The sequence below is a fragment of the Streptomyces fuscichromogenes genome (assembly GCF_014645815.1).
GTDB classification, from domain to species: Bacteria; Actinomycetota; Actinomycetes; order Streptomycetales; family Streptomycetaceae; genus Streptomyces; species Streptomyces fuscichromogenes.
This window is the reverse complement of sequence record NZ_BMML01000002.1, coordinates 637,504-652,239: the sequence shown is the minus strand read 5'-3', so window position 1 is coordinate 652,239 and position 14,736 is coordinate 637,504. Positions and strand designations below refer to the sequence as shown.

Genomic DNA, 14,736 nt, shown 5'->3' with positions numbered 1-14,736 from the left:
GTCAAGTCTCCCTCGATGACGACCGGGGACGGGCCCCCTGCCGCCGCAGATGGTAACCGACAGGTAGCAACTGGACGTGCAGCCGGTCGTTCAGCAGGCTCCACAGCCCGCGCGGGAGGAAGAGGGCGAAGGCGACGGCGGCCAGGCCGAGCCCGATGAGGTACCAGGCTCCCTGGTCGGCGAAGAAGTACTGCACGGCGAAGAAGAGGACGGCGCCGATGATCGGCCCTTCGAAGGTGCCGATCCCGCCGACCAGCACCATGAAGATCATGTACGCCGACCACTGCACCCCGAAGATCGACTGGGGCTGGATGAAGAGCGTGTTGGCCAGGGTGAGGGCGCCCGCGGCGCCGCATCCGAAGCCGGCGAGGACGAACAGCATGAGCTTGAGCGGTCTGACCCGCACGCCGAGCGAGGCGGCGGCGTCCTCGTCGTCGCGGATCGCCTGCAGAGCCGCTCCGGTGCGGTGCCGCAGCAGGAGGAAGAGCAGGACGAGCAGGAGGACGGCGAAGGCGAGGGTGAGCCAGTAGGTGAAGGCGCGGCGCACCTCGGGGGCGTAACCGCTGAGCCCCTGGAGGGAGACGCCGGTTCCGCCTCCGAGGCTCTGGTCGAGCATCACGAACAGGGCGATCGCCTCGGCGACGACCCAGGTGCCCACGGCGAACTGGCCGCCGCGCAGCCGCAGGACGAGCAGCGAGAGCACCGCCGCGAGCACGGCGGAGGCGAGGGATGCCAGGACGACGGCGAGGTACGGCTGTATGCCGCGCTGGGTGAGGTAGATCGTGCCGTAGGCGCCGAACCCGATGAACGCCTGCTGGCCGACCGAGACGAGCCCGGCGTATCCGGCCAGGGCGTTCCACATGACGGCGAGGATGAGGAAGACCAGCAGGCTGGTGAGTTGCTGGACGACGTTCGCGCTGAGGATCTGGGGAACGGCGAACAGGGCGATCGCGACGAGGACGAGGGCGCTGGAACCGATGCGGGACGCCAGGCCGGCGCGCTGGACGGACCATGCGCCGGGCGGGGCGGGAGCGGCTGCTGTGGTCATGCGTGGGCTCTCCGGGTGGCGATGAACCGGCCGCGGGGTCCGGCCAGGATGACGAGGAAGACCAGGTGCCCGGCGAGGATCGAGTACTGCGGGTCGATCTGGGCGCCGAGGGTCTGGGCGATGCCGAGGACGACGCCGCCGGTCAGCGTGCCCCACAGGGATCCCAGACCGCCGATGACCACCGCTTCGAAGGCGAAGACGAGCTGGGTCGGGCCGCTGGAGGCGTCGAAGGTGGAGTGGAGGGCCAGGAAGGTCCCGGCCAGGGCGGCCACCGCGACGGCGATCGCGGCGGCGCGGGCGTAGACGGACGCCGCCGGTACGCCCACGAGCGCCGCGGTGTCGGGGTCCTGGGCGGTGGCACGCATCTCCCGGCCGAATCCGGTGCGTTGCAGCAGGAACTGGAGTGCGCCCAGGACCCCGACGGCCACGGCGAGGATCAGCACGCCGAGGTAGGGAACGGACAGCTGGTCGGTGATCTTCCAGCTGCCGGTCGACAGCGAGCCCACGGACGGGCCCAGCGAGCGCACGTCCGGGGAGAAGATCTGCAGCAGGGCGTTCTGCAGGACGATGGCGAGTCCGAAGGTCGTGAGCAGAGGGGTGAGTTCTCCGCCGCGCAGGCTGCGGGCGAGGACGGTGCGCTGGAGCGCGTAGCCGAGGGCGAGCATCACCGGGAGCACCGCGAGCAGCGCCAGGAACGGTGACACGTCGGCCCGGTCGGAGACCCACCAGACCCCGAACGCGCCGAGGACGGCGAGGTCGCCGTGGGCGAGGTTGATGATGCGCATGACGCCGAACAGCAGGGACAGGCCGCAGGCGAAGAGGGCGTACAGGCCGCCGAGGAAGAGACCCTGGACGAGGGCGTTGATCCAGCTCATGTCCGCTCCGGGGTGGGGTGGGCCGCCGGTGTCTCGACCGGGGCGGAGGTCGTGCCGGCACGGCCGAGGCCGAAGTAGGCGTCGGTGACCTGGTCGCGGGTGACCTCGCCGACGGGGGTGTCGAGGACGACGCGGCCTTCGAGCATGCAGACCACGCGGTCCGCCACCGACATCGCGCGGCTGAGGTCCTGCTCGACCAGGACGACGGTGGCGCCGTCGGCGATGAGCGCCGTGAGTGACTCGTAGACGGAATCGACGGCGACCGGTGCGAGGCCGAGCGAGACCTCGTCGACCAGCAGCAGCCTGGGGTTGGTCATCAGGGCGCGGCCGATGGAAGTGGCCTGCTGCTGGCCGCCGGACAGGCTGCCGGCCCTCTTGTGGCGGATCGGCCGCAGAAGGGGGAAGGCGTCCAGGACGGTGTCGACGCTCCATGGTCCGGGCCTGGCGCGGCGGCCGGCGACGAGCAGGTTCTCCTCCACGGTGAGGTCGGGGAAGAGCTTGCGGCCTTCGGGTACGAGGGCCAGGCCCCGTGTCACGCGTCGGTGCGCCGCCAGGCCGGTGATGTCGTCCCCGTCGAAGGTGACGGTTCCGCCGGCGGCCGGGTGGGCCCCGGCCACGGTGCGCAACAAGGTTGATTTTCCTGCCCCGTTGGCGCCCACCAGGGCGACCGCCTCGCCGTCGGACACCGTCAGCGACAGGTCGCGTACCGCCGGGAGGAGTCCGTGGCGGGCGTCGAGGTGGGAGATGTGCAGCAGGTCAGCCATGGCTGCCCCTTCCCAGGTAGGCGTCGACGACATGCGCGTCGCGCAGGACGGCCTGCGGCTCGCCCTCGGCGAGGACGCGCCCGGCGTCCATGCACACCAGGCGGTCGATGACCTGGACCAGCACGTGGACGATGTGCTCGATCCACACGATGCTGATGCCGAGGGTCCGCAACTGCTTGATGGTGCCGACGAGTTCGGCGGCCTCGGCGTCGGTGAGGCCGCCGCCGATCTCGTCGAGGAGCAGGACGCACGGGTCGGTCGCCAGGGAGCGGGCGAGTTCGAGCCGTTTGCGGTGCAGCAGGCCGAGGCTCTCGGCACGCCGGTTGGCGAGGTCGATCAGACCGCAGAGTTCCAGGACCTCGACGCACCGCCGGTGGGTGGCGCGCCGCGACAGCCGGGTGCCGTAGGAGGCGCCTACCAGGACGTTCTCCAGAACGGTCATCCCGCCGAAGGGGCGCGGGATCTGGAACGCCCGGCCGATTCCCTGCCGGCACCGCAGCTCCGGTCGCATCGACGTGACGTCGTGGCCGTCGAGGCGGATGGTGCCCCGGTCGGGTGTGACCGATCCGGCCAGGGCGTTCAACAGGGTGGTCTTCCCTGCGCCGTTGGGGCCCACGATGCCGACCGCCTCGCCGGCGCCGACGTGGAAGTCGACGCCGTCCAGGACGCGCAGGTCACCGTAGTTCAGGGTCAGTCCGGCCCCCACCAGGACGGGCGGCGACTCCTGCGTCCTCGTGGGGTCGGCTGCCGGGGTGCTCACGGCGCTCATGAGGTGTAGGGGTGCAGGCGCGCGGCGACGGGGACGTTGGGGTCGCTGGAGTTCTCGCACAGGACGAAGTCCAGCTTGTACGGACTGCCCTTGGCCGCCTGCACCCACTGGCCGCCGAGGATGGGGGTGGCGACGACGTTGGCGTTGGGTCCCTTGCCCCACTGGAGCCTGCCGACCGGGGTCTGCACGTCGAGACCGGCGATCGCCTTGGCGACGGCCTTCTTGTCCTTGGGGTCGGTGGCGGCCTGGAACGCCGCCGCGGCGGCGTCGAACAGGGCCAGGCTGGGGCCGAGTTGCTGGGTCCACTGCTTGCCGGACGACTTCTGGTAGCCGTCGGCCAGATCCTTGGAGGAGATCTTGGTGAGGGAGGAGCTGTAGGGGAAGGTCGGGGTCCAGTAGGCGCCGCCCGCGATGCCGACGCCGATGGAGCCCAGCGCCTCGACCTGGGAGGGGAACAGGCCCGTCTTGGCGACCTGCACGATCTTGGGCCGGTAGCCCTGCTGCGCCGCCTGCCGCCAGAAGGTGGCGAAGTCGGAGGGGATGGGGAAGGTGTTGAAGATCTCGCAGTGCTCGGACTTGAAGCGGGCGATCTGCGACGAGTAGTCGTTGGTGCCGTCGGTGTAGGCGCCGGGATCGACGATGTCGTAGCCGTCCTTCTCCAGCAGGGGGCCCAGTGCCTGCCGGATGGCGTTGCCGTCGGAGTCGTTGGGCCACATGACGCCGGTCTTCTTGTTCGTCTTCACCTGCGGCCACAGATGCGTGTAGGCCTGGTGGAACTGCTCGACGCCGAAGCAGAAGTGGAAGGTGTACCGGTAGGCCTGCTTCTGGGTCGGCTTGGCTCCCCGGCCGAAGTACCAGGCCTCCCAGGGGACGACGGTGGAGATGCACGGGACGCCGGCGGCCTCGCACGCGTCGGAGACCGGGTTGACCGTCTCCGGCGTCGACGTGGTGAGCATCAGGTCGACGCCCTCGGCGTTGATCAGGTCGTTGGCCACCTGGGATCCGCGCTGCGGATTGGACTGGCCGTCCTTGTCGATGATCTTGACCTGGTACTTCTTGCCGCCGATGGTCAGGCCGTCGGCGAAGGCCTTGCGGGCCAGACCGAGCACGTACGCGTCCGGCTCGCCGAAACCGGCCGCGGCGCCGGTGCGCGGGCTGACGAACCCGATCTTCAGCGTGGCCGCTCCGCCGCTGCCGCCGCTGCCGCCGCTGCCGACCTTGCAGGCGGCGAGCAGCGGACTTGCCAGGGCGAGTCCGGACATACCGAGTCCCGCCGTACGCAGAATCTGGCGTCTGCTGGGTTCGGGAGACGGTTCGGACATAGGAGACTCAGGCATGTTTGCCCTCCTGGTGAACCAAAGGTGGGGGGAACGTAGGAGTGGCTGTCACGAAAGTCAACGCGGCGTTCTAATAATTGAAACAATCGGCACTACCCTGCGGGCATGACTACACCGACACCACCGTCGGCATCCGCCGCAGGGTTCTCCCAGTCCCTGGAACGTGGGCTGCTGATCCTCTCGTCGTTCAGCGAGAACCGTCCCGTGCTGGGCATTTCCGACCTGGGGCGCGCGGTCGGCCTCAACCGCAGCACCACCTACCGGTACGTGGCGACACTCGCCAAACTCGGCTATCTGCAACAGGATCCGGACTCCCGGAAGTACTCCCTGGGGCCCCGGGTCGTCGACCTCGGATTCGCGGCGATCAACTCCATGGAGATCACCCGCGTCGCCGGGCCGTTCCTGCAGGCCCTGTCGGACGAGACCGGCTACACCGTGAGCATGGCCGTGCTCGACGGCCCGGACATCGTGTACGTGGACCGGCGGCGCAGCGGGCGCGCGGGCACCTTCGCCATGGGCCTCCATCTGCACGTCGGCTCCCGGCTTCCGGCCTACTGCACGTCGATGGGCAAGGTCCTGCTCGCGCACCAGGAGCCGGCCGTACTGCGTGACCTGGTCGATCGCACGGATCTCGCCCGCCGGGGTCCGAAGACGATCACCGCGCGGGAGCAGCTCATGGTGGCGCTGGCACGGGTGCGGCGTACCGGGTTCGCGCTCAACGACGAGGAACTCGCGCCCGGGCTGCGGTCGCTGGCCGCGCCGGTGCGGGACCGGTCCGGCGCCGTGGTGGCCGCGGTCAACGTCGCGGTGCACCTCACGGTGTGGAACGCCTCGGTGGAATCCGTCATGTCGCGCCTGGAGGCCCCCTTGCGGCGGGCCACGACGGAGATCTCCACCCGGCTCGGTCATCGGCCGCAGGCCTGATCCGAAGGGACACGCAGGCGATGTTGTTCGAATAATTGAAACAGACATCCCTGCATACGGAACAGTACAACCTCGGTTCATTGACACCGGCTCCGGACGGGCGCAGACTCACGCCGCCACAGTCTGTGGAACTTATTTCACCAGGCGAACAGGCTGAGTGGAGCTGTTCCCTGTGTCCCAGGAGCCGCCATGCGTATACAAGCCGCCGTCTTCGACAAGCAGGACGGCCCGTTCCGGCTCCAGGACGTCGAGCTGGACGAGCCGGGCACGGGCGAGGTCCTCGTGCGGATCGCGGCCACCGGCATCTGCCACACCGACGGCCTGGCACGCCACGGTGACCTTCCCTTCCCCGCCCCCGGGGTGCTCGGCCACGAAGGCTCCGGTGTCGTGACCGCAGTGGGTCCCGGCGTCACGTCGGTGCAGGAGGGCGACCATGTCGTCATCGGCTGGCCCTGGTGCGGCGAGTGCCGCAACTGCCTGGCCGGTGAGCCCCGTTACTGCGCCCGGCTCGGCGAACTCCTCGTCGGCGGAGTCCGGCCGGGCACCGGGACCTCCGCCCTGCGCCGCCCGGACGGGGGCGCCCTCCACGGACACTTCTTCGGCCAGTCGTCGTTCGCCACGCACTCCCTGACGCGGGCCAACAGCCTGGTGAAGGTCCCGCACGACATCCCGCTCGACCTGCTCGGACCCCTGGCCTGCGGGCTGTCCACCGGAGCGGGCGCCGTGCTGAACACGCTGCGCCCGCAGACCGGCTCCAGTCTCGTGATCTACGGCACCGGCTCGGTGGGGCTGGCCGCCGTCATGGCGGCCCGCAACAGCGGCGCGACCACGATCATCGCGGTCGACCGGCACACCTCCCGGCTGGAGCTGGCGGCGGAACTCGGCGCCACACACACCGTGAACGCCACCGACACGGACCCCGTCGCCGCCGTCCAGGACATCTGCGGCGGGCCCGCCGACAACGCCCTGGAGTGCACCGGCATCCTCTCCGTCGTGCGCCAGGCCGCGGACTCGGTCGGCATGCTCGGCACCTGCGCGCTCATCGGCGGCGCCCCGGCGGGAGCCGAGTTCACCCTCGACCACCTCACCACCCTGTGGGGCAAGCGCATCGTGGGCGTCCTCGGCGGCGGCGGTCGCAGTACCCAACTCATCGGCGCGCTCATCGAGTTGTATCGCCAGGGCCGCTTTCCCATGGAACGCCTCGTCTCCTGGTTCGCCTTCGACCAGATCGAGCAGGCGCTGGAGGCGTCGTACTCCGGCGACGTCATCAAGCCGATCGTCCGGATGCCCGCCTGATCGTCCGCGTGCCCGCCTGATCGTCCGCATGACCGCCTGAGCCGCGCACACCCCGTGGCCCTGCCACGACCGCCCCGCACCGAAAGAAGCCCTTCATGTCCCTCACCCGTGAACTCCACATCGGCGGCAAGGACGTGCCCGCCCTCTCCGGCCGCACCGCCGAGGACATCAACCCCTACACCGGCGAGGTCTACGCGACCGTCGCCGCGGCCGGTCCCCAGGACGTGACCCGGGCCGTGGACGCCGCCGACGCGGCGTTCGCCGAATGGGCCGCGGTCTCGCCGTTCGCCCGTCGCGCGATCTTCCTCAGGGCCGCCGACCTGCTGGACGCACGTGCCGAGCAGGTGGCCGACCTCATGGCCCACGAGGCCGGGGGCACCCGCCCCTGGGCGTTCTTCAACGTGGGGCTGGCGGCGAACATCCTGCGGGAGGCGGCCGCCGCCATCACCGCACCGCGCGGTGCGGTGCTCAGCGCCCAGGAGGAGGGCGCGCTGGGCCTGGCCGTGCGGGAACCGCTGGGCGTGGTCGCGGCGTTCGCGCCGTGGAACGCTCCGGTCATCCTCGGTGTCCGGGCCGTGGCGGCGCCGCTCGCCGCCGGCAACACGGTCGTCGTCAAGCCCAGCGAGGACGCGCCGATCGCCTGCGGACTGCTGGTCGCGGACGTGCTGCGCGAGGCGGGACTGCCCGACGGGGTGCTCAACGTGGTCACCAACGCCCGGGAGGACGCGGCGGAGATCGCCGAGGTGCTGATCGCCGATCCGCGGGTGCGTGCCGTGAACTTCACCGGCTCCACCGGGGTCGGCCGGATCATCGGCACCCACGCGGCGAAGCACCTCAAGCCGGCCGTGCTCGAACTGGGCGGCAAGAACGCGGTGATCGTCCTGGACGACGCGGACGTGGACTACGCCGTCGACGCCGTCACCTTCAGCGTGTTCATGAACTCCGGGCAGATCTGCATGTCGGGCGACCGCATCCTCGTACACGAGTCGCTGGCCGAGGAGTTCACGCGGAAGTTCACCGCCAAGGTCGCCTCCCTCCGAGCCGGGGACCCCGCCCTGCCGCACACCGTGGTGGGCCCGCTGGTCACCGCCTCCGCCGCGCAGCGCGTCGCCGCTCTGGTGGAGGACGCGGTCGCCAAGGGCGCCGCCGTGCTGGCGGGCGGCGGACGGCCGGAGGGCGCGGTGCACGCGGCGACCGTGCTCACCGGCGTCCCCAAGGACGCGGACCTGTACTACGCGGAGGCCTTCGGACCGGTCTGCGTCGTCGAGACGTTCGGCGACGACGACACCGCCGTGGCCGTCGCCAACGACACCGACAATGGTCTGACCTGCGGCATCATCACCGAGAACGCCACCCACGGGCTGACCGTCGCCCGTCGCGTCCGGACGGGCATCGTGCACATCAACGACCAGTCCGTGGCCGACGAGCCCCACGCGCCCTTCGGCGGCGTGAAGGCCTCCGGATACGGCCGGTTCGGTGGACGGTGGGGCATCGAGGCGTTCTCCAACACCCGCTGGGTGACGATCGCGACCCAGCAGGCCCACTACCCCTTCTGATCGTTCCGGCCCTGCTCCGCCTGTCCGGGAGTCACGTCGGTCACCAGTCCCCGGATCCCCTTGCGGAAGTCGATCGGGGAACGGCCCGTGCGTTGTATGAAGTACTTGCTGAACTGGGAGGCCGTGATGAAACCGAGGTGGTCCGAGATCTGTGCCGCGGTCTCGTCACCGTGCGCCAGCAGACGCTTCGCCTCCAGCACGACCCGGCGGTCGATGAACTCCTTCGCGCTGAGCCCGGCGCCCGCCAGCGTCGCCCGGGCGAGGGTACGCCCCGAATAGCCGAGCATGTGCGCGTAGTCCTCCACCCGTCGGGTGGCGGTGAAGTGCCGCTCGACCGCGTCACGGAACCGCAGATAGGTCTCGTCCGGCTCCGGTGCGGGGCTGTCGGCCGGGACGGTGAGATGGGCCAGCCGCAGCAGGAGGACGGCGAGGAGGTGGCGCAGGGCCGCCATGTGTATGTCCAGAGGCAGGTGACCGAGCGCCTGGAACTCGCGGCTCAGGTGTTCCGCGGCCATGGTCACCGCCTCGGCGTCGGCGGCGGCGGGAGTGGTGACGACCGGTGCGTGCGGATCGTCGACCCGGGCGGCCGTCGCCGTGCCCGGGTCCAGCACGTCCTGCTGGAAGAGGATCAGCGTGCCCTCTGCCCTGGCGAGGTCGCCCCACTGATGCACCTGCCCCGGGCGCACCCACAGCCAGGAGCCCGGCCGCAGGGCGTGGCCGTTGAAGTCGACGACGTGCCGGAGTTCGCCCGCAGTGAGCGTGAGCAGGTGGTGGAAGTCGGGGCGTTGGGGCCGCGCGAGGGTGTCCTCGGAGACGCGCCGCCGTAGCTCCGCCAGCGGCATGACCTCGATACCGGCGGGAGTGCCCGCGGGCGCGGCGAACGGGATCTCCGGGATCTCGCGCGGCGAGCGGTGTCGGTTTTTGGCCATCATCAGTCGGAAGTTTATCCGGCTTTCCCTGCGGGGCCTTCGTACGTTGGTCGTGCCGCTGTGGATACGGAACGTCTCCTTGGCGGAAAGAGGAAAGGACGGCACGTGGCAGCGCGGTACCCACCGAGTGCTCGCCGTCGAGCCCGGCCTGAGCCCCCTCCCGTGGCCACGGCCCGGGCCGCGGGTCCGGACGGCCCGCTGTCCCGTGCCGAAGAACCGACCACGGCCTTCGACGAGTACATGAACCAGGTGTCCGTGGCACTGGAAGGGATCCTCGCGTAGTGAGCACCATGAGCAACGCTCCCGCCTCGACCGCACCGGCACATGACACCGTCCGCGCCTGGCTGGAGGAGGCCGATCGGGTCCTGATCGCGGCCGGCGCGGGTCTGAGCGCGGCCGCCGGCTACGACTACGGTGACACCGAACGCTTCCGGGAACTGCTGCCGGCGCTGTACCGGCTCGGCCTGCGTTCGCGCTACCTGCTCGGCGCGCCCCTGCCGAAGGACATGATGTGGGGCTACTGGGCCGTCCACATCGACGACATCCGCTTCAGCCCCGAACCCAACCCCCTCTACCGCAGGCTGAGGGAGCTGGTCGGCGACCGCGACCACTGGGTGATGACATCCAACGTCGATGCCCTCTTCTCCCGCAACGGCTTCGAGGCGGACCGGGTCCACACCCCGCAGGGCGACTACGGCCGCCTCCAGTGCACGGTCCCGTGCACACGGGACACCTGGTCCAGCAGACCGTTCCTCGACACGGTCCTTGCCGCGTACGACCGCGACACCGGCCGGGTCACCGACCCTCGGGCCCTGCCGCGCTGCCCTCGCTGCGGTGCCGACGTCTTCCCCAACGTCCGCGTCGGTCCCGAGTTCGTCGACGACTCCTATCTGCCCGCAGGGCGGCAGCTGGTCCGATGGCTCGACGCCGCGCCCGCGGACAGCGCCTTGCTGGTGCTGGAGATCGGTGCCGGTTTCAGTACCCCCGGCGTCATCCGCCGGCCCATGGAGAACCTGGTGCGCCAGACCCCCCGGGCCCGGCTCGTCCGGATCAATCCCGCCCATTCCGACGTCCCCGCGGACCTCGGGACACGAGCTCTGTCCGTTCCCCTCGGAGCGGACCGGCTCCTCGACGGGCTCGATCCCTGAACTGCACCGGCAGTGCACCTCCGTCACCACAGGAAGAAATGTCACGTCATGTCCGAGGTATCCGCGGTATCCGTCCCGCCGATCGCCGTGACCGGCTCCACCGGCCGGCTGGGCGGGCGCGTCGCCCGACGGCTGGCTGACCAGGGCATCCCGCAGAAGCTCCTGGTCCGCAGCCCGGAACGTGCTCCGCGGCTTCCCGACACGGCGGCCGTCCGAGCCGACTACGCCGACCAGGACACCGTACGGGAGGCCCTCGCCGGCACCCGCACCGTCTTCATGGTCTCCGCCTCGGAGAGCGCCGACCGGCTCGCCCGGCACCAGGCGTTCGTGGACGCCGCCGCGGAGGCAGGTGTCCGGCACCTGGTGTACGTCTCCTTCTACGGCGCGGCACCCGACGCCACCTTCACCCTGGCACGCGACCACTTCCACACCGAGCAGCACATCCGCGCGAGCGGCTTGGCGTACACCTTCCTCCGGGACAACTTCTACGCGGAGTTCGTCCCCGACCTCGTCGGCGAGGACGGCGTCATCCGCGGCCCGGCCGGGCAGGGCCGCGCCGCGTTCGTCGGTCAGGACGACATCGCCGACGCGGCCGCCGCGGTGCTGTCCCGGCCGGACGTCCACGCGGGCGTGGCCCACGACCTGACCGGGCCCGAGTCCCTCACGCTGGAGGAGGCGGCCGTCATCCTGTCCGAGCAGCTCGGACGCACCGTCGCCTACCGGCAGGAGACGGTCGAGGAGGCCTACGCCTCCCGTACCTCCTCCGGAGCTCCGCCGTGGCAGCTGGACGCCTGGGTGTCCACCTACACGGCCATCGCGTCCGGCGAACTCGACGGTGTCAGCGACGCCGTGCCCCGCCTCACCGGCCACCCCGCCACGCCCCTCGCCGACATCGTCCGCGCGCAGGGAGCCGGCCCACACACCCCGAAAAGGTAGGCCGTCGCATTCTGACCATCGCTGGTCCCTTTTCATGCCGGTGAACCGGGCGCCGTCGGCATGGTTTGAACAGGTCACCACTCCACCGCCGGTCCATCCCTCGCAGGTCCGCGAACAAGGAAGACAGCCATGAGCAACGCAAAGAACACCGTCCTCCAGGCCGCCGCCGAGCTGTTCGGCGACAAGGACCCCTCCGCGGTGGACCGCTGGTTGGCCGCGGACTACAAGCAGCACAGCGCCCTCGCCGCCGACGGCCCCGAGGCCCTCCGCGGACTCGTCGCCAGTCTCGGCGAGGACTTCCGCCACGAGGGCGCCCGGGTCATCGCCGACGGCGACCTGGTCGCCCTGCACGGCACCTACCACGGCTTCGGTCCGGACCCGCTCGTCGGGTTCGACATCTTCCGGGTCGACGCCGCCGGCAAGCTGGCCGAGCACTGGGACGCCCTGACCCCGCAGGTCAAGGCCACCGTCTCCGGCCGCTCCCAGACCGACGGCCCCACCGCGGTCACCGAGACCGACAAGACCGGCGCCAACCGTGCCCTGGTGGCCGAGTTCGCCGAGAGGGTCCTCGTCGGCGCCGACTACTCGGTGCTCACCGACTACATCTCCACCGAGACCTACCACCAGCACAACACCGAGGCCGCCGACGGCCTCGACGGCTTCGGGGCGGCCGCCGCAAAGTGGGCCGAGGAGGGCAAGAACCTCGTCTACACGAAGGTCCACAAGGTCATCGCCGAGGGCGACTTCGTCCTGACACAGTCCGAGGGCGAGTTCGGCGTGCCCGTCGCCTACTACGACCTCTTCCGTGTCGCGGACGGCAAGATCGTCGAGCACTGGGACGTCATCGCGCCCGTCCCGGCCGAACTGCCGCACGACAACGGCCTGTTCTGACCAGCCTGTACGCCGCCCGGACCACCGGACACGTCGACGGAGCGCAAGGCATGAGCAACATCGCCTACGCGGGAAAGACGTACAGGTTCAGCGTCGACAACGGCGTCGTCTTCCACAACACCTGCACGTCGGCACACTCGAAGAGCTGTGATCCCCCCCTCCCCCGCCGATCGTCCGGCCCCGCGCGTGCCGGCGTGCGGGGCCGGGTCATCGGCGCACCTCGTTCACCCGCCCCACCCGGAGCCTTTGATGATTCCGATCCGCGCCGAGTCCGATGCCTCCGCCGGGACGGAGACGCAGCTCTCCGCACTGCCCCTGACCGCTTACCGGTCAGCCGTCGCCCTCGACAAGCCCTTCCGCCCGACGGCGGCCCCGGCCACAGCCGCCCGGCTGGACGCCCACGTACGCTCGGCACTGCACCTGCTCAGCGCCGATCCGGCCGTCTCCCGGCTCGGGCTGCGGTCCGAGTCACTGAGGAGCCTCGCCGATGCCGATTCCCATGCCGGCGGAGCAACGGCCCGCAGGGTGCTGCGCGCTCTGCTGACCGTCCGTGAACCCGGTCCGCTGCCGGAAGGAGCGGACCGGGAGCTGGACGCGCTGCTCGGTGCGGAGCGGCAGCTGCGGCCCGCTGTCCCGGCGCTGGAACTGCGCACGGTCGAGGAGGAGTTCCACGGCACGGCGTTCCCCGCCGCGGCCGAGACCGTACTGTGGCGGGGAGACATCACCACGCTCGCCGCGGACGCCGTGGTCAACGCCGCCAACAGCGAACTGCTCGGCTGTTTCCGCCCGCTGCACCCCTGCATCGACAACGCCATCCACAATGCCGCCGGACCTCGTCTGCGCGACGACTGCCACACGATCATCACGGCGCAACGAGCCCTCGAACCCACCGGTACGGCCAAGATCACCCGTGGCTACCACCTGCCCGCCCGGTACGTCCTGCACACCATCGGCCCTGTCGTCCGGAGCCGTCCGCACGCGCATGACGCGCAGGCGCTCGCCTCCTCCTACCGGGCCTGCCTGGACCTCGCCGCCGAAGTGGAGACCATCCGCACCGTCGCCCTCTGCGCAGTCAGCACCGGCGTCTTCGGCTATCCCAAGGAGGAGGCCGCACCGGTCGCGCTGCACACCGTCGCGGACTGGATCGCGGCGCATCCTGGACGGTTCGACCGCGTGGTGTTCACGGTGTTCGAGGACGACGACGAACTGGCCTACCGGCACGTCCTCCACGTAGGCACCCGCCCCTGATCCGACGTCCTTCACACGTTCAGCCGCCGATGCCGCGGGCGCAAACGGTGAAGCCTGGCAGGAACAGGGCGGACGAACAACCCGGCACCTTCGCCGAGATCCCGGGCTCCGGGAACATCGGAGCACGCCGCCGCGTCCGCTCACACGAGTACACACAAGTCGCAGGCAGCGGATTTCACTCCGCCGGCCCCAAGTCCCGAATCCGAGCGCCCGAAGGGATGCTTCCGCAGGTCAGGGGGCACTTCTGGAGGGCCGGTGGGACTCGTCCCACGGCCGACGGATCACGAGTCCTTCGAGGATCTTGGCGACCCTTGTCGATCCCTGCTCATCTTTGGCGTTTCCCCAGGTCGTGCGTACTGATCAGCGTCAGTCCTGCGTGCTGCTCGTCGATCTGTTCCTGGCCCCTCGATGGCCCCTGGCCGCATCCGTCCAGTTCAGCCGGAAGAATGGAACCTTCGTACAGCGGAGTCCCTTACCGACGAGATGATGCTCCTCACCTGGCCCCACGGCGGAACATCATCCCTGACGTCAAGAGGCAGGTTTGTCCACCGACCTGGGTCGCGGCGTCGATCGGATCAGCCGAGGACGTAGGTCTCGTCACCGAAGTCAGCGACGATCTTCAACTCGCCGCCGAGCGCCTTGACGTAAGCGGCCAGGGTGTCGACCTCGCTGCGCTCCAACTGGCCCTTCTCGATGCGCGAGACGCGGGCCTGGGTGACGCCCATGGCTTCGGCAACCTGGACCTGTGTGGTGTGCTGCCGCTTCCGCAACTCGGCGAGGCGATGCACACGGGAGGCCAGGACCATCGCCTGCGGGTCCTTGAGGTGATCAGTCATCGCGCCCCGTCCTCTCCATCGATTCGCCTCAGATGCCCCGCGTACGCCTGCTCCGCCTGGGGCACGGCGACGCGGTACCAGCCGGACCAGTTGCCCGCCTTGTCACCGCCCACCAGGATCACGGCTGGCGGTCCGGGTCGAACACGAACAGCAACCGCACCTCCGTGGCCCCTGCCGAC

At 70.3% G+C, this 14,736-nt stretch carries 14 protein-coding genes; 7 read left to right on the top strand and 7 right to left on the bottom strand.

Going from position 1 to position 14,736, the window contains the following annotated elements:
* Position 1: 1 nt before the first annotated feature.
* Genes IEZ11_RS06635 through IEZ11_RS06615 form a run of 5 tightly spaced genes read right to left on the bottom strand, consistent with a single transcriptional unit; the run spans position 2 to position 4,793 of the window.
* Positions 2–1,048, bottom strand: a complete 1,047-nt coding sequence (locus IEZ11_RS06635; RefSeq protein ID WP_189261621.1) for a branched-chain amino acid ABC transporter permease — start codon at positions 1,046–1,048, stop codon at positions 2–4.
* A complete protein-coding gene (locus IEZ11_RS06630) occupies positions 1,045–1,923 on the bottom strand; it encodes a branched-chain amino acid ABC transporter permease (RefSeq protein ID WP_189261620.1) in 879 nt (292 codons plus the stop codon). The genes IEZ11_RS06635 and IEZ11_RS06630 overlap by 4 nt, the downstream gene beginning before the upstream one ends.
* Positions 1,920–2,687 carry an ABC transporter ATP-binding protein gene (locus IEZ11_RS06625; RefSeq protein ID WP_189261619.1) on the bottom strand — a complete coding sequence of 256 codons (768 nt, stop codon included), beginning with the start codon at positions 2,685–2,687 and terminating at the stop codon, positions 1,920–1,922. Before IEZ11_RS06625 ends, IEZ11_RS06630 begins: the two co-directional genes overlap by 4 nt.
* Positions 2,680–3,447, bottom strand: coding sequence for an ABC transporter ATP-binding protein (locus IEZ11_RS06620; RefSeq protein WP_229712830.1), 768 nt, complete (start codon positions 3,445–3,447; stop codon positions 2,680–2,682). The genes IEZ11_RS06625 and IEZ11_RS06620 overlap by 8 nt, the downstream gene beginning before the upstream one ends.
* A gap of 5 nt (positions 3,448–3,452) precedes the next feature.
* Entirely contained in the window at positions 3,453–4,793 is a 1,341-nt protein-coding gene (locus tag IEZ11_RS06615; RefSeq protein ID WP_229712829.1) for an ABC transporter substrate-binding protein, read from the bottom strand.
* Between the two features lie 105 nt (positions 4,794–4,898).
* On the opposite strand from IEZ11_RS06615, the gene IEZ11_RS06610 reads away from it, so the two are divergent.
* From IEZ11_RS06610 to IEZ11_RS06600, 3 genes are all read left to right on the top strand, one after another.
* The gene (locus IEZ11_RS06610; RefSeq protein WP_189261617.1) at positions 4,899–5,717 is read left to right on the top strand and encodes an IclR family transcriptional regulator; all 819 of its coding nucleotides are present in this window, start codon (positions 4,899–4,901) and stop codon (positions 5,715–5,717) included.
* 189 nt (positions 5,718–5,906) lie between these two features.
* A complete protein-coding gene (locus tag IEZ11_RS06605) occupies positions 5,907–7,013 on the top strand; it encodes an NAD(P)-dependent alcohol dehydrogenase (RefSeq protein WP_189261616.1) in 1,107 nt (368 codons plus the stop codon).
* A gap of 95 nt (positions 7,014–7,108) precedes the next feature.
* Complete coding sequence (locus IEZ11_RS06600; protein WP_189261615.1) at positions 7,109–8,569, top strand: aldehyde dehydrogenase family protein; 1,461 nt, start codon at positions 7,109–7,111, stop codon at positions 8,567–8,569.
* Here IEZ11_RS06600 and IEZ11_RS06595 read toward each other — a convergent pair.
* Positions 8,557–9,501 (bottom strand): helix-turn-helix domain-containing protein, encoded by a 945-nt coding sequence (locus tag IEZ11_RS06595; RefSeq protein WP_189261614.1) that lies wholly within the window; start codon positions 9,499–9,501, stop codon positions 8,557–8,559. The two genes, IEZ11_RS06600 and IEZ11_RS06595, sit on opposite strands and share 13 nt — an antisense overlap.
* Before the next feature lie 287 nt (positions 9,502–9,788).
* Between IEZ11_RS06595 and IEZ11_RS06590 the strand changes: the two genes are divergently transcribed.
* From IEZ11_RS06590 to IEZ11_RS06575, 4 genes are all read left to right on the top strand, one after another.
* The gene (locus tag IEZ11_RS06590) at positions 9,789–10,646 is read left to right on the top strand and encodes an SIR2 family NAD-dependent protein deacylase (RefSeq protein ID WP_189261613.1); all 858 of its coding nucleotides are present in this window, start codon (positions 9,789–9,791) and stop codon (positions 10,644–10,646) included.
* Between the two features lie 48 nt (positions 10,647–10,694).
* Positions 10,695–11,582, top strand: a complete 888-nt coding sequence (locus IEZ11_RS06585) for an SDR family oxidoreductase (protein ID WP_189261612.1) — start codon at positions 10,695–10,697, stop codon at positions 11,580–11,582.
* Positions 11,583–11,711: 129 nt separating this feature from the next.
* A complete protein-coding gene (locus tag IEZ11_RS06580) occupies positions 11,712–12,473 on the top strand; it encodes a nuclear transport factor 2 family protein (RefSeq protein ID WP_189261611.1) in 762 nt (253 codons plus the stop codon).
* 249 nt (positions 12,474–12,722) lie between these two features.
* Positions 12,723–13,721: a macro domain-containing protein gene (locus tag IEZ11_RS06575; RefSeq protein WP_189261610.1), complete on the top strand. Its 999-nt coding sequence runs from the start codon at positions 12,723–12,725 to the stop codon at positions 13,719–13,721.
* A 575-nt stretch (positions 13,722–14,296) separates the two neighbouring features.
* Here the strand turns inward: IEZ11_RS06575 and IEZ11_RS06570 are convergent.
* Positions 14,297–14,557: a helix-turn-helix domain-containing protein gene (locus tag IEZ11_RS06570; RefSeq protein ID WP_189261609.1), complete on the bottom strand. Its 261-nt coding sequence runs from the start codon at positions 14,555–14,557 to the stop codon at positions 14,297–14,299.
* Between the last annotated feature and the right edge of the window lie 179 nt (positions 14,558–14,736).